14 protein-coding genes are annotated in these 18,733 nt (G+C 55.4%); 8 read left to right on the top strand and 6 right to left on the bottom strand.

Going from position 1 to position 18,733, the window contains the following annotated elements; genetic code table 11:
* Nucleotide 1: 1 nt before the first annotated feature.
* The gene (pntA, locus tag LQK91_RS04795; RefSeq protein ID WP_033762993.1) at nt 2–1,534 is read right to left on the bottom strand and encodes a Re/Si-specific NAD(P)(+) transhydrogenase subunit alpha; all 1,533 of its coding nucleotides are present in this window, start codon (nt 1,532–1,534) and stop codon (nt 2–4) included.
* 539 nt (nt 1,535–2,073) lie between these two features.
* On the opposite strand from pntA, the gene ydgH reads away from it, so the two are divergent.
* Both ydgH and LQK91_RS04785 read left to right on the top strand, forming a co-directional pair.
* The gene (ydgH, locus tag LQK91_RS04790; RefSeq protein WP_105099147.1) at nt 2,074–3,027 is read left to right on the top strand and encodes a DUF1471 family protein YdgH; all 954 of its coding nucleotides are present in this window, start codon (nt 2,074–2,076) and stop codon (nt 3,025–3,027) included.
* 203 nt (nt 3,028–3,230) lie between these two features.
* Nucleotides 3,231–4,622, top strand: a complete 1,392-nt coding sequence (locus LQK91_RS04785; protein WP_003853738.1) for a basic amino acid/polyamine antiporter — start codon at nt 3,231–3,233, stop codon at nt 4,620–4,622.
* Nucleotides 4,623–4,755: 133 nt separating this feature from the next.
* Here LQK91_RS04785 and LQK91_RS04780 read toward each other — a convergent pair whose 3' ends face one another.
* Entirely contained in the window at nt 4,756–5,169 is a 414-nt protein-coding gene (locus tag LQK91_RS04780; RefSeq protein ID WP_105099146.1) for a hypothetical protein, read from the bottom strand.
* 178 nt (nt 5,170–5,347) lie between these two features.
* Here LQK91_RS04780 and rstA point away from each other — a divergent pair, with 178 nt between their 5' ends.
* The 5 genes from rstA to LQK91_RS04755 all read left to right on the top strand — a co-directional run bounded on the left by rstA (nt 5,348) and on the right by LQK91_RS04755 (nt 10,672).
* Nucleotides 5,348–6,073, top strand: a complete 726-nt coding sequence (gene rstA, locus LQK91_RS04775) for a two-component system response regulator RstA (RefSeq protein WP_003853741.1) — start codon at nt 5,348–5,350, stop codon at nt 6,071–6,073.
* Nucleotides 6,070–7,371 carry a two-component system sensor histidine kinase RstB gene (rstB, locus tag LQK91_RS04770; RefSeq protein WP_003853743.1) on the top strand — a complete coding sequence of 434 codons (1,302 nt, stop codon included), beginning with the start codon at nt 6,070–6,072 and terminating at the stop codon, nt 7,369–7,371. Before rstA ends, rstB begins: the two co-directional genes overlap by 4 nt.
* Before the next feature lie 18 nt (nt 7,372–7,389).
* A complete protein-coding gene (locus LQK91_RS04765; protein ID WP_078804437.1) occupies nt 7,390–8,877 on the top strand; it encodes a carboxypeptidase M32 in 1,488 nt (495 codons plus the stop codon).
* A 159-nt stretch (nt 8,878–9,036) separates the two neighbouring features.
* The gene (asr, locus tag LQK91_RS04760) at nt 9,037–9,567 is read left to right on the top strand and encodes an acid resistance repetitive basic protein Asr (protein WP_003853747.1); all 531 of its coding nucleotides are present in this window, start codon (nt 9,037–9,039) and stop codon (nt 9,565–9,567) included.
* 295 nt (nt 9,568–9,862) lie between these two features.
* Complete coding sequence (locus tag LQK91_RS04755) at nt 9,863–10,672, top strand: trypsin-like serine peptidase (protein ID WP_003853749.1); 810 nt, start codon at nt 9,863–9,865, stop codon at nt 10,670–10,672.
* A gap of 56 nt (nt 10,673–10,728) precedes the next feature.
* Here LQK91_RS04755 and hrpA read toward each other — a convergent pair whose 3' ends face one another.
* Complete coding sequence (hrpA, locus tag LQK91_RS04750; protein ID WP_105099145.1) at nt 10,729–14,631, bottom strand: ATP-dependent RNA helicase HrpA; 3,903 nt, start codon at nt 14,629–14,631, stop codon at nt 10,729–10,731.
* 255 nt (nt 14,632–14,886) lie between these two features.
* Here hrpA and azoR point away from each other — a divergent pair, with 255 nt between their 5' ends.
* Nucleotides 14,887–15,486 (top strand): FMN-dependent NADH-azoreductase, encoded by a 600-nt coding sequence (gene azoR / locus LQK91_RS04745; RefSeq protein WP_003853752.1) that lies wholly within the window; start codon nt 14,887–14,889, stop codon nt 15,484–15,486.
* A gap of 63 nt (nt 15,487–15,549) precedes the next feature.
* Here azoR and LQK91_RS04740 read toward each other — a convergent pair whose 3' ends face one another.
* Genes LQK91_RS04740 through LQK91_RS04730 form a run of 3 tightly spaced genes read right to left on the bottom strand, consistent with a single transcriptional unit; the run spans nt 15,550 to nt 18,715 of the window.
* Nucleotides 15,550–15,888, bottom strand: coding sequence for a YdbL family protein (locus tag LQK91_RS04740; RefSeq protein WP_039660490.1), 339 nt, complete (start codon nt 15,886–15,888; stop codon nt 15,550–15,552).
* Between the two features lie 11 nt (nt 15,889–15,899).
* Complete coding sequence (locus LQK91_RS04735) at nt 15,900–16,088, bottom strand: YnbE family lipoprotein (RefSeq protein ID WP_003853757.1); 189 nt, start codon at nt 16,086–16,088, stop codon at nt 15,900–15,902.
* Nucleotides 16,085–18,715, bottom strand: coding sequence for a YdbH family protein (locus tag LQK91_RS04730; protein WP_105099144.1), 2,631 nt, complete (start codon nt 18,713–18,715; stop codon nt 16,085–16,087). The genes LQK91_RS04735 and LQK91_RS04730 overlap by 4 nt, the downstream gene beginning before the upstream one ends.
* Nucleotides 18,716–18,733: the final 18 nt, after the last annotated feature.

Here is an 18,733-nt window from a genome sequence, read left to right as displayed (position 1 = left end):
CTTACCCCTTACGAAACATTTTCAGCATGCGCTGGGTGACGGTAAAGCCACCAAAGATATTGATGCTGGCAATCAGCACGGCAATAAAGGAGATAAAGGTGACCCAGCCACCGTGCCCCATCTGCAAGACTGCCCCGATCACGATGATGCCGGATATGGCATTGGTCACGGACATCAGCGGCGTATGCAGCGCATGACTGACGTTCCAGACCACGTAATAACCCACCACACAGGCGAGCGCGAACACGGTAAAATGGGAGAGGAAATCGGCAGGCGCCACGTTGGCCAGGCTGCCAAACAGCACGATGGCCAGAGCAATAAGCAGATATTTTCGCCACGGTGAAACAGGTTTCACCTCAATCTTCACTGCCGGTTTCGCGGTTGCCGGTGCAGCCTGAGGTGCAGCGGACACCTGAATCGGCGGTGCCGGCCAGGTGACTTCCCCCTCGCGCACCACAGTCACGCCCCGTACGACTACATCGTCGAAGTCGACCTGGATTTCGCCATTCTTCTCTTTGCACAGCAGCGTCATCAGGTTGACCAGGTTGGTGCCATAAAGCTGGGAGGATTGCGTTGCCAGACGGCTCGGCAGGTCGGTATAGCCAATGATTTTGACGCCGTCAGGTGTCACAGTAACCTGATCCGCGACGGTCAGCGCACAGTTGCCGCCAGTCTGCGCGGCCAAATCCACAATCACACTGCCGGGCTTCATGCTGGCAACCATCTCTTCGGTGATCAGTTTCGGTGCCGGTTTGCCAGGGATCAGCGCCGTGGTGACAATGATATCGACTTCTCTGGCCTGACTGGCAAACAGTGCCATTTCCGCTTTAATGAACGCCTCGGACATCACTTTGGCATAGCCATCACCGCTGCCAGCTTCCTCTTCGAAGTCGAGTTCAAGGAATTCGGCGCCCATACTCTGCACCTGCTCTTTGACTTCGGGACGGGTATCAAACGCCCGGACAATCGCGCCCAGACTGCCCGCTGCACCAATTGCTGCCAGCCCGGCCACACCTGCCCCAATCACCATCACTTTTGCCGGTGGCACTTTGCCCGCCGCCGTGATCTGCCCGGTAAAGAAGCGACCAAATTCATGCGCAGCTTCCACAATCGCACGATAACCGGCAATGTTTGCCATGGAGCTCAGCGCATCCAGCGACTGCGCCCGTGAAATGCGCGGCACCGAGTCCATTGCCATGACAGTGACCTGACGCGCGGCCAGTTTTGACAGCAGATCGGGATGTTGCGCGGGCCAGATAAAGCTAACCAGCGTGCTACCCGCGCGGGTCAGTGCAATCTCTTCGTCATCGGGTGCATTTACTTTCAGCACGATGTCGGACTGCCAGACCTGATCTCTGTCGCTGAGCGTGGCGCCAGCGGCGATATAGCTTTCATTATCGAAGCTGGCGCGTTTACCTGCGTCACGCTCCACGGTGACACTAAAACCCAGCCTGATGAGTTGTTCCACGGTCTTTGGCGTGGCGGCCACGCGCGACTCGTTTGGCAACCTTTCCTTGGGTATTCCAATTAACATAGTGTTTCCTTTCATCGGTTAAGGATGATGGCCCGTATCTGCACCACGATTACGCAACTGAAACGCCGTTTCGGTTACTTATAGACGAAATGCATGTATTTCAAAGTGTTTATAACCTACTGAAAATGTGACCAGCGATCTATAGCGTCTGTACAGAGTGATGACATTCACTCAATTATTCAGCGTTCTGGTTAAAAATCGGGGTTAACCCACTGTAAAACAGCCTGACAGGCAAATATTCTGCCAGTGATAATGATCTGCGGGCGAATTAAGCATCAATAAAAACCTATAATTAACAATGCATTAACTGTTTAACCGATATTAGTTATCGCTTTTAGTGATAACCGTGGCTAAAACGGGCCATAACTGCGTTTGATGACAATTAAATGAAAAAATGATGGTTGAATAACGCGATCTGACACAAAAAATCGCTGCGACAGTCTGTTTATAACATGTAATAATCAGCGGCTAATCTGTTATACATCAAGAGTCCAGCACGTTTTCGTACTCATTTTTGCGTAAGGCGAAGGATTATTTTTATGAAGCTGAAGAACACTATTCTGGCGTCCACTTTGTTGTCCCTGCTGGCAGCCAACGCATTCGCTGCGCAGGAGTTAACGCCAGAAAAAGCGGCAGCGTTGAAGCCATTCGAACGTATTAATATCACCGGCCGTTTCAACGCGATCGGCGACGCTGCCGATGCCGTCTCTAAGCGTGCAGATCAGATGGGCGCTGCCTCTTATTACATCCAGGCAATCAACGACAGTAACGGCAACAGCGGTAACTGGCGCGTCACGGCTGACCTCTATAAAGCCGATGCGCCGGCAGCTTCAGCGTCAACAACGTATCGTCGCTTTAACGGCGTTAATGAACTGCCAAAAGCAGAAGCCTACAGACTTGAACCGTTTGATACCGTTTCGGTCAGCGGCTTCTTTGCCAGCCAGCCGGATGTTAACGACGCGATTTCAAAAGCCGCGAAAGAGAAAGGTGCCGCATCATTCTTTATCGTGCGCCAGATTGATGCTAACAGCGGTGGCAACCAGTACGTCACCGCCTATGTCTACAAAGCGGATGCTAAAGAACGTACAGTGCAGACACCAAACGCCATCCCAGCCGATTCAGAAGCAGGTAAAGCTGCGCTGGCAACCGGTGGCGCGGTAGCCGCTAACGTAGAGATTCCTGGCGTGGCCTCATCTGAAACGCCAAGCAACAAAGTGGGCCGTTTCTTCGAAACACAAAGCTCTACCGGTAAGCGCTACACGGTGAATCTGCCTAACGGTAAATCGGTGCAGGAAGTTAACGCGATTACCGCCGCGCAGATGCAGCCGTTTGATACCGTGACTTTCACGGGCCACTTCGGTTCACCTACTGAGGTTTCAGAAGAAGTGGCGAAGCGTGCTTCAGATAAAGGTGCCAAGTTCTATCACGTGACTCGTCAGTGGCAGAACCAGAGTGGCGGTAACCTGACCGTGACGGCTGACCTGTTTAAGTAATCCCTCACAGGGCGGCACCCGCCGCCCTGCTGTTTGCAAACCTGCTTTGTTTTGCATAGTTATGCATTGCCATCCCCTGCCACACTCCGTAAAATCCCCCGCCTGTTTTACCGGATATTGTCCCTGGATTGTGCCATTGGTCTGACATAACCCAGCGATATAATCCGATTTACCCAGCCATATATGCTAGCGGGAAGGTTGTTTTGGAGAAAAAATTAGGTCTCGGTGCGCTGACAGCACTGGTGCTCAGCTCAATGCTGGGTGCAGGTGTGTTCAGTCTGCCGCAAAACATGGCTGCAGTGGCCGGTCCGGCTGCTCTGCTGCTGGGTTGGCTGATCACCGGTGTCGGCATTATCTTTCTTTCGCTGGCGATGTTGCTGTTAACCCGCCTTAAACCCGAACTTGACGGCGGCATCTTTACTTACGCCCGCGCCGGATTCGGCGAACTAATGGGGTTCTGCTCTGCATGGGGCTACTGGCTGTGTGCTGTTATCGCCAATGTCTCCTATCTGGTAATTGTCTTCTCGGCCCTGAGCTTCTTCACCGATACGCCGGACCGGATTATTTTTGGTGATGGCAACACCTGGCAGGCGATGCTGGGCGCATCCGTGCTGCTGTGGCTGGTTCACTGGCTGGTGCTGCGCGGTGTGCAGACAGCAGCCAGCATCAATCTGATGGCCACGCTGGGCAAGCTGGTGCCCTTACTGCTGTTCATTGTGCTGGCGGTGATGGCGTTCAATTATGATCGCTTTCGCTTCGATTTTTCCGGCGTCACGCTGGGGCAACCGCTCTGGGAGCAGATCAAGCAAACCATGCTGATCACTCTTTGGGTCTTTATCGGGGTTGAGGGTGCGGTGGTGGTTTCTGCGCGTGCACGTCAGAAAAAGGATGTGGGCCGTGCAACACTTTTTGCCGTTCTGGCTGCCTTACTGGTCTATTTGCTGGTAACCCTGCTGTCGCTGGGCGTGGTTCCGCGCGCTGAACTGGCTGAAATGCGCAATCCGTCCATGGCGGGATTGATGACAAGACTGATGGGCAACTGGGGCGATGCGGTGATTGCGATTGGCCTGATCGTCTCTGTCTGTGGTGCCTACCTGAGCTGGACGATCATGGCTGCTGAAGTGCCGCTGATTGCTGCGCAGCAGGGGGCGTTTCCTCGCATTATCGCCCGGCAGAACCGACACAACGCGCCGGCCGCCTCGCTGTGGCTGACCAACGGCAGCATTCAGCTCTGCCTGATCCTGATTGCCCTGACCGGTGCTAACTACAATAACCTGCTGACCATCGCCTCAGAGATGATTCTGGTGCCCTATTTGCTGGTGGGGTTATACCTGATCAAAGTGGTGCGCGGACAGAATAAACCCATGGCGATGGCGGTGGGTGTCGGCGCCAGTCTGTATGGCATCTGGCTGCTTTACGCGTCGGGGCCAATGCACCTGATGGCGTCAGTCGTGCTCTACTCCCCAGGCCTGCTGTTGTTTCTGTTTGCCCGACGCGGCGGCCGCGCTGATGTTGCGCTGACCTCGCTGGAGCGGATTGCAATGGGATTACTGATTGCTGCGACGCTGCCCGCTGTGTGGCAGCTAACCACATAGCGCCGGATCCATCGGGCGTCATTGTTGCAGAGAGTCTGGACACGGGTAGCGCAGGACACGCAGGCGTACATGAGGATAATGAGCGCTGCCCGGTGTCAGACTGACTGATTTACTAGCCTGGAGAGAGAGGTGCTTAGTGTGACTGCACCGGGATCGACACACACAGCAGGTCATCCTGCTGGGTAAGATTCAGCGGTTTTGAATATTCATGATGGATCGCGTCCAGCTGCTCCGCAGAGAGCGGATAAGGGAGCAGAATATCAAAACGGCTTATCTGCTGCTGTTCTGCGAGCGTAATCAGGCGTGCGATGTTAATTTCGTCGCTGACCTGAGTAGAAATGATTTGTAATGCTAATTCTTTTAACGGGTCGTCACTGCCCTGTAAACGGTGTGCTGATTTACGTGTCACCATGCCAAAGATCGGCATCACACCATAAATAGCATCAACGAAGCTCCAGCGCTTTTTGCAGGAAGCGGAAAGAAAGTCACTGTAATTGAAGCAGATGCGGTCGGGGTATATGGCTGATGCCAGCTCTTTATCAGACACACTAACGCTCCTCATGATAATCATCGATATCCCAAACCTGGCGCAAAAATGCCGCGCTAATGATTGCACATATTGACGGTTATATACCAGCAAGCCACGGATATTTCGTGCGATAACGTAGAGCTCAGGACCAGGACAAGATATGATTTCTCTCACGTCTGTTTCTGCTTTGTGAACTATGAACAAAATTGTTTATGTTGAAGATGAACCTGAAGTGGGTTCGCTGATTGCAGCTTACCTGGGTCGTCATGATATTGAGGTGATTGTCGAGACGCGCGGTGATCGTGCTGAAGCGGTGATAGCGGAACAGCAGCCGGATCTGGTGATGCTGGATATCATGTTACCCGGCAAGGATGGCATGACCATCTGCCGCGACCTGCGGGCCAACTGGCAGGGACCGATTGTGTTACTGACGTCACTGGACAGCGACATGAATCATATTCTGGCCCTGGAGATGGGTGCGCAGGATTACATTCTGAAAACCACCCCGCCTGCTGTGCTGCTGGCTCGCCTGCGCCTGCACCTGCGTCAGTCCCATCAGGGACAGCCGGAAGATACACCGAGCGCACCTGCTGCCAACCGTATGCTGCGTTTTGGCTCGCTGACCATTGATGCCCTGAACCGCCAGGTCACGCTGTTTGAGGAGCAGATCGCCCTTTCTACCGCAGATTTCGATCTGCTCTGGGTGCTCGCCAGTCATGCGGGCCAGACACTGAACCGGGATGCGCTGCTGAAAACATTGCGTGGCGTCAGCTATGATGGTTTAGACCGCAGCATCGACGTGGCGATCTCGCGGCTGCGTAAAAAGCTGCACGACAGCGCCACCGAGCCCTTCCGCATCAAAACTATCCGCAACAAAGGCTATCTGTTTGCACCTCAGGCCTGGGATACCCGCGGACTATGAGAAAGCTTTTTATTCAGTTCTATCTGCTGCTGTTTGTCTGCTTCCTGGTGATGGCCTTACTGGTGGGGCTGGTTTATAAGTTCACCGCTGAGCGGGCAGGCCGCCAGTCGATGAATGACCTGATGGCCAGCTCGCTCTACCTGATCCGCAGCGAACTGCGCGAGATCCCGCCGCGCGACTGGAATAAGACCATCAAGAGTCTCGATCTTGGTCTCTCATTCGACCTGCACATCGAGCCGATGAACAAATATCAGCTTGATGAAGGCAACATGCGTCGGTTGCGTGCCGGAGAGATTGTTGCGCTCGATGACCAGTACACCTTTTTACAGCATATTCCGCGCAGCCACTATGTGCTGTCAGTCGGACCAATTCCCTATCTTTTCTACCTGCATCAGATGCGGCTGCTGGATATTGCCCTGCTGGTGTTTATTGGCATGTCTCTGGCACTGCCGGTGTTCATCTGGCTTCGTCCCCACTGGCAGGAGATGCAGCGACTGGAAAAAGCAGCGCAGCGTTTTGGCCGGGGTGAGCTGGATGTACGTACCCATTTTGACAGTACCTCCAGCCTCTTTCGGCTTGGTATCGCCTTCAACCAGATGGCCGAGAATATCAATACGCTGGTAGCCAGCAAAAAGCAGCTGATTGATGGCATCGCCCATGAGCTTCGAACGCCGCTGGTGCGCCTGCGTTACCGGTTAGAGATGAGCGACAATCTTACGGATGGCGAACGGGTAGCGCTGAACCGCGATATCGGCCAGCTTGAAAGCCTGATAGAGGAACTGCTGACCTATGCACGACTTGATCGGCCGCGCGTCGATCTCAATCTTAAAACACTGGATCTCGCCAGCTGGCTGAGCGAGCGGCTTGACGATTTTCGCACCATCAACCCGGACATACGGCTCGACCTTGACCTGCCACAGCGTGAAAACATCGGCGTTTCTGATACCCGCCTGATGGAACGAGTGCTGGATAACCTGGTGAACAATGCGCTGCGTTATGCTCAGCAGCGGCTGCGTGTCAGTTTATGGTTTGATGGCGCGATTGGGTGTCTGCAGGTGGAAGATGATGGTCCCGGCATTCCGCCGGAAGAGCGTGAACGGGTTTTCGAACCCTTTGTCCGACTTGACCCGAGCCGCGACCGCGCCACAGGCGGCTGCGGATTAGGCCTGGCAATTGTCTACTCTATTGCTCAGGCGCTCAGCGGCAAGGTGACGATTGAGTCCAGCCCGCTGGGCGGCGCCAGCGTTCGCTTTTGCTGGCCGGTTGATCTAACCTTGCGCGAAATTGCGCAGCGTTAAAACCACAAGGAGTCTTACGTGACCTCAGCGTATCAACAACTGACCAAAACTTTCCAGCGCCTGTCCCGTTTCAGTCACGTCACGGCGATTGCCGGATGCGACATGCAGACCACCATGCCGCCGGGCGGCAGTCAGGCTCGCGGTGAAGCACTGGCTGAAATGAGCGTGCTGCAACACCAGATTCTGACTGCCCCTCAGGTCGGTGAGTGGCTTAAGGCTGCTGAGCAGCAGTCGCTGAACGATGTCGAGCGGGCCAATCTCAACGAGATGCAGCGCGCATATCAGCAGGCAACGCTGCTGCCTGATGATTTTGTTGAAGCCAAATCGATCGCCGGTTCGGTCTGCGAACATGCATGGCGCACTCAGCGTCCCGCCAATGACTGGCAGGGTTTTGCCGCCAACCTCAAAGAGGTGGTCCGCCTGAGCCGTGAAGAGGCCCAGCGCCGCGCCGACGCCAGTGGCTGTTCCCGTTACGATGCGCTGCTGGATCTCTATGAACCAGGTATGACCCGGGCCCGACTGGATCAAACCTTTGGCGAACTGAAAACCTGGCTACCTGACCTCTTACAGCAGGTCGTGGAAAAACAGGCACAGCAGAAGGTCATAACGCCGCAGGGGCCATTCGCCGTGCCTGCGCAGCGGCAGCTCGGTCTGAGCATTATGGAGACGCTGGGTTTCGACTTTAACCACGGTCGTCTGGACATCAGTGCACATCCCTTCTGTGGCGGTGTGCCGGAAGATGTGCGCATTACCACCCGTTACAATGAGAATGAGTTTCTCAGTGCCATGATGGGCGTGATTCACGAAACCGGCCATGCTCGCTATGAACAAAATCTGCCGAAGCAGTGGCGCGGTCAGCCGGTAGCACTGGCGCGATCAACGGCTATCCACGAATCACAAAGCCTGTTTATGGAGATGCAGCTTGGTCGCAGCCGTGAATTCCTGCAGCGCATTCTGCCGCAGGTGATCGCCACCTTTGGCGATCAACCCGCCCTGCTGGCGGATAATTTCGTGCGCCTGACCCAGCGGGTTTTGCCTGGCCTGATCCGGGTTGACGCTGACGAGCTCAGCTATCCGGCGCATGTCATTTTACGCTACGAAATTGAGCAGGCGTTGATCGAAGGGGACATTGAGGTTGAAGATATCCCGGCGCTGTGGGATGAGAAGATGATGCAGTCGCTGGGGCTGGATACGCGGGGTAACTACCGCGATGGCTGTATGCAGGATATTCACTGGACCGACGGCGCCTTCGGCTACTTCCCCACCTATACGCTGGGCGCAATGTACGCCGCGCAGCTGTTCCAGTCGTTACAGAAGGCTATTCCTCAGCTCAGTGAGCTGATTCAGCATGGTGAGCTGCAGCCGGTGTTCGACTGGCTGCAACAGAATATCTGGCAGCACGGCAGCCGTTTCCAGACCGACCAGTTGCTGATCAACGCCACTGGCGAAGCGCTGAACCCGGCTTTCTTCCGCCAGCACCTTGAACAACGTTACCTTAATAGCTAAGCTTTCGGGCGGTCATCTGACCGCCCTTTCCCGCCTTTGTACAATCGGTTACACGCCGATACCAAACACCCACGGACACCGTTCATTGATTTCCCTATAGTCTCTTCACCGGCCCCGCAGTGGGCTACACATGAAAAAATAGTCTCCGAGGGATTTGCGATGAAAAAATTATTTGCACTGGTTGTCGCCGCTGCTATGGGTATGTCTTCTGTTGCTTTCGCTGCTGACACCACAGCTGCTCCAGCTGCTGCGCCAGCCGCAACAACTACTACTCCTGCCGCTGCAGCACCGGCTAAAACTGTTCACAAGACTGCGCACAAGAAACACCATAAAGCTGCTCAGAAAGCCCAGGCTGCTAAGAAACACCACAAAAAAGCGGTGAAAAAAGATGCAGCGCAGAAAGCGCAGGCTGCTAAAAAAGTTCACCACAAAAAAGCGGTAAAACCTGCTGCACAGAAAGCTCAGGCCGCTAAAAAAGTTCACCACAAAAAAGTAACTAAACCAGCCGCTCAGAAAGCGCAGGCTGCTAAAAAAGTTCATCACAAAAAAGTAACTAAACCAGCTGCCCAGAAAGCTCAGGCTGCTAAAAAAATGCACCACAAAAAAGTAACTAAACCAGCTGCCCAGAAAGCGCAGGCTGCTAAGAAAATGCACCACAAAAAAGTTGTGAAACCAGCAGCTAAAAACTAAGGTCGCCTTCAGCGCACGGCCACGAGATGATGAATAAAAACACCCGGTTCTGCCGGGTGTTTCTTTACTGGAGTGGATGAAATGACGAGAGTGGATGAAATAGTGCGTCGCTATCGCTTCGAAATTATTCTGCTTGTTATGATCCTGTGTGGCATTGTTGCAGCCAGCTTTTTTATTTAGACGCTGTAGCGTACTGATTAACCAATAAAACTCCCTTTTTCAACGCTCACCGACTATAGTTACCGTACTTACGTAATAACAATAACGTTAATTTTTTCTCGCCATTGAGATTTCTATGCGCCTGGCTACCTTGTTAATGGTTGGACTCTTCAGCTTTGCCACCACGGTTCATGCCGATGATGACGATGACTCGCCTACTCCTGCTGAGATTAAGATGCTGTTCTTCGGCAAGGATCATCGCCAGGCAATCACCGATATTACTGCTGCCCCCTGGGATGCCATTGGCCAGCTGGAAACCGAAAGTGGTAACCTCTGTACTGCCACGCTCATCTCTCCCCATCTGGCCCTGACCGCCGGACACTGTCTGCTTTCCCCGCCCGGGAATTTCGATAAGCCGGTTGCGCTGCGATTTATGGCCAGCGATAAAGGGTGGCGCTACGAGCTTCATGATATTGATGCGCGGGTGGAACCGTCGCTGGCGTCAAAATTAAAAGCGGATGGCGAAGGCTGGATCGTGCCGAGCAGTGCAGCACCCTATGATTACGGCATCGTGATATTACGCAATCCGCCTTCAGCGATTACGCCCATTCCCTTGTTTGATGGCTCACGCAGCGATCTCACGGCGGCGCTGAAGCTGACCGGACGTAAAGTGACGCAGGCAGGCTATCCGGCCGATCATCTGGATACGCTCTACTCCCACAGCGATTGCCTGATTACCGGCTGGGCGCAACGTGCGGTGCTGTCGCATCAGTGTGACACGCTGCCGGGTGACAGTGGTTCACCGCTGCTGCTTAAAAGCGATAATGGCTGGCAGTTAATCGCGGTACAAAGCTCTGCGCCCGCAGCGAAAGATCGCTATCTGGCTGACAACCGCGCAATTTCGGTCACCTCGTTTAAAGACAAGCTGGAATCCCTCGCGCAGTAACCGCACTGACGCTTTACCATTGGGTGCGCGCCTGTTAAGACGCGCACCCTGGCTTTTTAAGCCGCTATCTGTTCCATCGTCTGCAGGATGCGCTTATCTGAAATGGGATAAGGTGTGCCTAACTGCTGAGCAAAGTAACTGATACGTAGCTCTTCAATCATCCAGCGGATGTTCTGAACCTCTTCATCATCCTGACGCTGCGGCGGCAACTTATTACGCCACGCCTGATACGCCTGTTCCACTGCCTGCACTTTTAACATGCGCGCCCGATCGCTGTGCGGGTCAGCAGGCAGCTTTTCGAGCCGCCGTTCAATACCATTCAGATAACGCAGCGTATCGGCCAGTCGCTGCCAGCCATTGCCGGTGACAAAGCCGCGATAGACCAGACCATTTACCTGCGCCTTGATATCCGATAATGCCAGCGCCATGGTCATATCAACCCGGCCTTTCAGACGCTTATTGATGTTGAAGACGGCCGTGAGGATCTGCTCAACCTGTTGTGCGATCGTCACAACGGTCTCATTGAGTTCACCGCGCACTTTGTCACGCAACTGCTCAAACGCGCCCTGGTCCCAGGCCGGACCGCCCGCTTCACCTATCAGCTTATCAATACCACAGGCGATACAGTCGTCGATGAGCTCCAGCACTTTGCCATAAGGGTTAAAGTAGAGTCCGAGCTTGGCTTTGTTCGGCAATTTCTCGTGCAGATATTTAACCGGAGACGGCACATTCAGCAGCAGCAAGCGACGCTGACCGCGCCACATCATTTTTTGCTGCTCCTGCTCGCTGTCAAACAGGCGAATGGCGACGCTCTCTTTCTCATCGACCAGCGCAGGCCAGGCTTTGACCTGATAGCTGCCGCGCTTCTGTTCATAGCTGCGCGGCAGATCGCCGAAGCTCCAGATGTGCAGTCCGCTCTGCTCCAGCCCGTCATCCGCCACTTTCGATAGCGTTTCCTGCACTTTATCTTTCAGCTGCGCCTTGAGCGCGGTGAGATCTTTACCTTCCAGCAGTTTACGGTTGTGCTCGTCTACCACGCGGAACGTCATTTTCAGATGATCGGGCACCTGTTCCCACTGCCAGTTTTCACGTTCCAGCGTGACACCGGTCATGCGGCGAAACTCACGCGACAGCGCATCAAGCAGTGGCATCTCCATCGCCTTCACGCGTCCCAGAAACGCTTCAGCGTAGTTGGGAGCTGGCACCAGGTTACGGCGCAGCGGTTTGGGCAGCGACTTAATCAGCGCGATGATCAGCTCACGACGCACGCCTGGGATCTGCCATTCAAAGCCGCTATCCTCAACCTGATTCAGCAGCGGCAGCGGAATATGCACCGTGACGCCATCCGCATCGGCACCTGGCTCGAACTGATAACTCAGCCTGAGTTTGAGGTTGCCCTGATGCCAGAAATTGGGGTAGTCGAGCTGGCTGACTTTATCCGCGCCTTCTTTGATCAGCATCTGCTTGTCGAAGTTCAGCAGCTCGGCGTTTTCACGGCTGGCCTGCTTCCACCAGCTGTCAAAATGCTTCGCCGACACCACCTCTTTGCTAATGCGCTGGTCATAAAAAGCAAACAGCGTTTCGTCATCCACCAGGATGTCGCGGCGACGGGATTTGTGTTCCAGATCCTCGACTTCACTACGCAGCTTCTGGTTAGCCCGGAAGAAAGCATGACGCGTCTGCCAGTCGCCTTCCACCAGCGCGTGGCGGATAAACAGCTCACGGCTCAGTGTAGGATCGATGCTGCCATAGTTCACTTTGCGAGCGGCCACAATCGGCAGACCATAGAGCGTGACTTTTTCAGCGGCCATCACCGCGCCCTGCGATTTCTCCCAGTGCGGTTCGCTGTAGCTGCGCTTAATCAGATGCTGCGCCAGCGGCTCAATCCACTCTGGCTCAATGCGCCCCGCCGTGCGGCCCCACAGGCGGCTGGTCTCAACCAGCTCCGCGACCATGGCCCACTTCGGCGGCTTCTTAAACAGCCCGGAGCCAGGGAAGATGGCGAAGCGGGTGTTGCGTGCCCCGGTATACTCCTGCTTATCGGCATCTTTCTGACCGATATGCGACAGCAGACCGCTTAACAGCGCGCAGTGAACGGGCTGCAGCTCAGCCGGTTCGCTGTTCACCGGAATCCCCAGTTCCCGCACCACCTGCCGCAGCTGGGTATAGATATCCTGCCATTCCCGCACGCGCAGATAGTTAAGGAAGTCGGTTTTGCACTGACGACGGAAAACATTGCCGGACAGCGCTTTCTGCTGCTCCGCCAGATAGTTCCAGAGATTCACGTAGGCAAGAAAGTCGGAGTCTTTATCAGCAAAGCGTCGATGCTTCTCATCCGAAGCCTGCTTTTTATCTGCCGGACGCTCACGGGGATCCTGAATCGACAGGCCTGCGGTGATAATCATCACTTCGCGCACGCAGCCAAATTTCTGCGCTTCCAGCACCATCCGCGCCAGGCGAGGATCCACGGGCAGCTGCGCCAGCTGACGCCCGGATCCGGTCAGCTTGTAGTGGCCGTTCTCTTCATTCAGCGTCAGCGCCCCCAGCTCTTCCAGCAGACGGACACCATCCTGAATATTGCGTTTATCGGGTGCTTCCACAAACGGGAAGGCGGCAATATCGCCCAGACCCAGCGAGGTCATCTGCAGGATCACCGACGCCAGGTTGGTGCGCAGGATTTCAGGATCGGTAAAGGCCGGACGACTCAGGAAGTCATCTTCTGCGTAGAGGCGAATACAGATACCGTCTGACACACGCCCGCAGCGCCCTTTACGCTGATTGGCAGACGCCTGGGATATGGGCTCAATCGGCAGACGCTGCACTTTGGTGCGGAAGCTGTAACGGCTGATACGCGCCGTGCCGGGATCGATCACATATTTAATTCCAGGCACCGTCAGCGAGGTTTCCGCAACGTTGGTCGCCAGCACGATGCGACGACCGCTGTGCGACTGAAACACCCGATTCTGCTCAGCATTGGACAGCCGGGCATAGAGTGGCAACACTTCGGTGTGCGGCAGATCGCGTTTGTTGAGCGCGTCGGCGGTGTCGCGTATTTCGCGCTCGCCGCTCATAAAGATCAGGATATCGCCACGGCTTTCCCGTCCCAGTTCATCCACCGCATCAAAAATCGCCTGCAGCTGATCACGATCACCATCATCCGCCTCTTCGACCACCGGACGATAGCGCACTTCAACGGGATACGTGCGGCCAGAAACTTCAATCACCGGCGCATTATTGAAATGACGGGAGAAGCGCTGAGGATCGATGGTAGCGGAAGTGATGATGACTTTCAGATCGGGGCGGCGTGGCAACAGCTCACGCAGATAACCGAGCAGGAAGTCGATATTCAGGCTGCGTTCATGGGCTTCATCAATGATGATGGTGTCATATTGCATCAGCAGGCGATCCTGCTGGATTTCCGCCAGCAGAATCCCGTCAGTCATCAGTTTAATCTGCGTCAGATCGCTGACCTGGTCGTTGAACCGCACTTTGTAGCCGACACAGCCGCCCAGTGAGGTGCTGAGCTCATCGGCAATGCGGTTCGCCACGGTCCGCGCGGCCAGACGGCGCGGCTGAGTATGGCCAATCAGCCCGGTAACACCGCGTCCCAGTGCCAGACAAATTTTCGGCAACTGGGTGGTTTTACCTGAACCGGTTTCACCAGCGACAATCACCACCTGATGATCGCGAATCGCCTCAGCAATATCCTGCTGCTTCTGACTCACCGGCAGATTGTCCGGGAACGTAATCGCTGGGGTAGCCGCGCGGCGCTGGGCCACGCGCTGTTCGGCGGCGACGAACTCCAGCGCCAGCTCGCTGGCAATGCCCTGCTGCGCCTCAGGATTTTTGATTTTTCTGGCTCCCTGCAGGCGGCGCTGCAGCCGCTGGCGATCGCGCAGCATTAAACCGTCGAGCCGTGACCAGAGCGCTGCCAGTGGGGAAGTATCGGGTGATGACATAATTGTGACGTACCTTACTCAGACGGTGTCGCTACATAAAGCAGCGCCCAGAAGCCGGGGTAACCAGCTGATTCAATAAAATAATTGCGCGTATCATAGCACATTCTGAACTGTTCAGGCGGCCGCTCCCGGTTACGCTTATTCAATAAATTCGAACATGGGTCTCGAAATATTGCGCTTTCACCGCGCCATCGATAACCGTAGAGTGTAAACCATTGAGCGGAAAGTCTTCCGCGTAACAGACAGGAAACCACCATGAGCAAAGTTTTAGTTCTGAAATCAAGCATCCTTGCAGGCTACTCACAGTCAAGCCAGCTCGCTGACTTCTACGTTGAACAGGCAAAGGCACAGGGTAAAGAAGTCACTGTACGTGACCTGGCGGCTAACCCGATTCCGGTTCTGGATGGTGAGTTAGTGGGTGCAATGCGTCCTTCTGATACGCCACTCTCACCGCGTCAGCAGGAAGCACTGGATCTGTCCGATGAACTGATTGCAGAACTGCAGGCTCATGATGAAATCGTCATCGCTGCGCCAATGTACAACTTCAACATCCCTACGCAGCTGAAAAACTATTTCGACCTGATTGCCCGTGCTGGCGTGACGTTCCGCTACACCGAAGCAGGCCCGGAAGGTCTGGTTAAAGGCAAAACCGCAGTGGTTATCTCAAGCCGTGGTGGCATTCACAAAGATACCCCAACTGACCTGCTGACCCCTTACGTCAAGCTGTTCCTTGGCTTCATCGGCATCACTGACGTTGAGTTCGTGTTTGCTGAAGGCATCGCCTACGGTCCGGAAGTGGCCAGCAAAGCGACCGCTGAAGCGAAAGATGCTATCACGCAGATCGTGACCGCATAATTCTCAGCCATCTCAGGATGACGCTGTCAAAGACCGGGCCTGTGCCCGGTTTTTTTTCGCCGGTTAGTTGCTGCTGTCTGCCTCTTTTCTCAGCCATTGACCATTAATGCCACGCACGTACTCTCCCGCTGCAGCACGGCTCACCAGCTTCTGTCCGGCAATGCTGGCCACATCGGCCGTGGAGAGATTGTTCTGCCCGGCCAGCCGCTGATACTCCTGCTGACGCCCGGCATTAATCCGCTGCACCAGCGCCAGCGTTTCACTGTCCTGCGAACGTGCCGCCAGATAGCCGGAGAGCGTTTCACCTGCACGGCCTGATTGCCTTGCCTCGTCGAGCGTCAGTGCCCAGGCAGGGTGCGCCATCGTCAGGGCAAGTAACAGCGCCGCGCTTATGCGTTTCATCATGGCTCTCCTCAGAACAGTCCGCTCTGGTTTTTCAGTAACGCTTCCACGTCTTTATCAACTTTGATGTGGATCTCATGCTCGATTTTTACATTCATATTGATGGTGATAGGGTCTTTGGGTGCCGTGACTTCAATGCGTGGCACGCATCCGATGCTCAGCAGTCCGGCTGCCAGAACCAGTAATGGCCTCAGGCTCATGGTGAAGTGTCCTTGTTCGATGGCAAAGTCGCATGTTGCTCTAACCAGGATTGCAAATTATCGCCAAAGCGCAGGCTGCGCCAGAGCTGAAACAGGTTTTCCTGATGACGATAGTTAAGATTGACCGTCTGACGACGGTTACTGAACTGGCTGACGCCCTGTACCTGCGCTTCCATAGTGAGGTCGCCGAGGTTATTCAGATTGATTGTCGCCCAGCTGCGGGAGACTTCCATATAGCGTAACCAGTCCAGCGCTGCGCCGGTCGCTACGTTGTTGCGGGTAATCGCATCCGCCATATCTTTATCCAGCCGGAAAGTCAGCGGACCGCTGTTAGCAATCCACCCTTTCTCCACCAGCCAGCGTGGATTATTCAACCACAGCGGCAACTCACCGTTAACCTTACCTGACATGGCAAACTGTTTAGGCTTCAGCGCCGTCACCAGCTCGCTGAGGCTGATATTACGCAGCGACACCCGGGCGGGATCATGTTGCGGCATACGCAGGGCTGGCAGCGTAATCTGTCCGCCAAGCAGGTCAAGACTGACATCCTGTAAAGTCAGGGGGGATTGTTCAGACCACGGCCAGTTACCCTGCAGATCGGCCCGAATATTCTGCATGGCAAACTGGTTCTTCACCTCGGCAATGCGGAGTGATACCGGGCCATGCTGACCAAACTGCCATTGCTGCTCATGAAACCTGAACGGCAGCGAGAAGTCGATACCGTTCACCTGACTGTCCGGCGTCCAGACACTGCCCTGTTTGACCGTCCAGTGGCCTCCCGCCTGGAAGCCCTGTTTACTGGCAGCGGAGAATGCGACCTGTGCCTGCAAACTGCCGCCCTGAATCTGCATTTTCATGTCGGGGCTGAGCAGCGGCTGAAACACGGTCAGCGACTGTGCCGGCCACCAGGCCTGACCGCGTAACCGTTCACCGTCCCAGCGGCCATTCACCCGCAGCGGGCCAACCCTCCCCGCTTTTAACTCGCCCCGCCAGAGGAAATAGCCGGGATCACGGCCTTTCGCCTCAAAGTCCAGCGTGGAATCAGCCAGACGGCCGCCATAGGTGAAGTGGGTCTGGCCCGCCTGCAGTCTGAAATGGCCTTTGAAGGAAGGTTGCGCCACATCGCGCTGCCACTTAACGGGTTCGGTCAGTGTCAGGCGCGGTTTTGCGACGCTAACGCTGCCATAAGCCAGCTGATTAAATCCGGTGGAGAGCGTATCAAGGTGGATCAGCGTGTCGTGCCAGCCGCCGGTGCCTTTGACATCCCAGCGTGCCTGCAGCGGCAGCATCTCGCCCCCGCCCCAGTAGCGCCAGTCCCACTCGCCCTTATCGGGCCAGAAATTTGTGGCGCGACCATCAAGATGCAGCCGGAAGCGGCCAAAGCTGGCATCGTGCGCGTTGAGAATGGCCTGCAGGCGGCCATCAATACCCTGCGAGGAGAGTCGCACGCCGGCCAGCGGCCAGCGCGCTTCGTCCACTTCCAGCGTGGAGAGCAGTCGCCCCCGCAGGCGCAGCAGCGATTTAGGTTGCAAAACTAACTGAGGATCGAGCAGCGAGCCGTTGAGCACGCCGGGAATAGAGCCGAAAAGTTGCAGATCGGCCAGCTTGCTTTCACCGGTCAGCTGAAACGGCAGGTGGCTATTGGTCAGACTCAGGTTGCCGGGACCGACGCCCAGTACCACGTTACCTTTACCGCCACGTCCCTGAGTCAGCAGGTTAACGCGCCCCGTGATCTGGCTGTTTTCAAGACCTGACTGCCAGTTATCCAGCGTCAGGTTAATAAATCCAGACAGGGGCTGAGCCGCCAGAGGCCAGAAATACTCGCCCTTTTCGATCCGAATCTGATCGCGGCTGATTTGCCACGGCAGTCTGAGAAGCGGCCTTTTCTCATCCATCATCCCCACGCGTAACTCGCCCTGCTGCTGCTTCCAGCTGAGCGTTAACTGCAGCGGATGCGGTAATGCATCCAGCGCCAGTTGTCCGTCCACCTCACCATTCACCGGCAGATCGGTGGCGAAAGCAGGTAACTCAAGATGACCACTTAGCGTAATGGGTTCAGGCAGCGCAGGATGGGTAAGCGTCAGGCGACTGATCGCGAGCTGCTGACCGGTCAGCGTCGCCGCCAGTTGCAGGTTGTCGCCCTGATAATTAAGTTGCTGGCGATCTTTTTCCAGCGTCAGGTCCAGCGCGCCCGCATAGGCCTGCCAGGGTGCCACGACAAGTTTGTTCAGATGAACATCGGCACCCGGTAGCATTGCCTGCCATTCGGCCAGCGTTTTGGGGGCTGTCGATCTCTCGTCACTGGCGGGTAATTTTTGCAGGCAGGTGCTCTCCACCACCAGCTCGTCCGCATCCAGCTTCCAGCGCGACTGATGCCAGCCCAGTGACACTGCCTTTACGGTTGCCAGTGAGCAATCGCCGGCGAGGTAACGAATCTGAGGCAGCCACAGGCCGCCCTGCCGCCAGCGCGGTGCACCCGTCAGTTCAATGCGGGTATCCTCAGGCAGCCAGATGCCGACCAGCCTTGGCAGCCATTGCGTCACAGTCAACATCAGGCCGAGCAGCAGGAGAATCAGCGCAAGTACGGCCGCCAGCCGTCGCCGGAACATCCGTGGCATAAAAGCCATAATCCTTTTCCTTACAGT

It is taken from the genome of Pantoea sp. MHSD4 (assembly GCF_021043305.1).
Classification (GTDB): Bacteria; Pseudomonadota; Gammaproteobacteria; order Enterobacterales; family Enterobacteriaceae; genus Pantoea; species Pantoea eucalypti.
Note: the sequence above shows the minus strand (reverse complement) of the source record. Positions and strands in the feature narration are given on the sequence as shown.

Bases quoted from the DNA above. Each gene is read 5' to 3' on its own strand.
- pntA (WP_033762993.1), bottom strand. From the start codon at position 1,534: ATGTTAATTGGAATACCCAAGGAAAGGTTGCCAAACGAGTCGCGCGTG.
- ydgH (WP_105099147.1), top strand. From the start codon at position 2,074: ATGAAGCTGAAGAACACTATTCTGGCGTCCACTTTGTTGTCCCTGCTG.
- rstA (WP_003853741.1), top strand. From the start codon at position 5,348: ATGAACAAAATTGTTTATGTTGAAGATGAACCTGAAGTGGGTTCGCTG.
- rstB (WP_003853743.1), top strand. From the start codon at position 6,070: ATGAGAAAGCTTTTTATTCAGTTCTATCTGCTGCTGTTTGTCTGCTTC.
- asr (WP_003853747.1), top strand. From the start codon at position 9,037: ATGAAAAAATTATTTGCACTGGTTGTCGCCGCTGCTATGGGTATGTCT.
- LQK91_RS04755 (WP_003853749.1), top strand. From the start codon at position 9,863: ATGCGCCTGGCTACCTTGTTAATGGTTGGACTCTTCAGCTTTGCCACC.
- hrpA (WP_105099145.1), bottom strand. From the start codon at position 14,631: ATGTCATCACCCGATACTTCCCCACTGGCAGCGCTCTGGTCACGGCTC.
- azoR (WP_003853752.1), top strand. From the start codon at position 14,887: ATGAGCAAAGTTTTAGTTCTGAAATCAAGCATCCTTGCAGGCTACTCA.
- LQK91_RS04740 (WP_039660490.1), bottom strand. From the start codon at position 15,888: ATGAAACGCATAAGCGCGGCGCTGTTACTTGCCCTGACGATGGCGCAC.
- LQK91_RS04735 (WP_003853757.1), bottom strand. From the start codon at position 16,088: ATGAGCCTGAGGCCATTACTGGTTCTGGCAGCCGGACTGCTGAGCATC.
- LQK91_RS04730 (WP_105099144.1), bottom strand. From the start codon at position 18,715: ATGGCTTTTATGCCACGGATGTTCCGGCGACGGCTGGCGGCCGTACTT.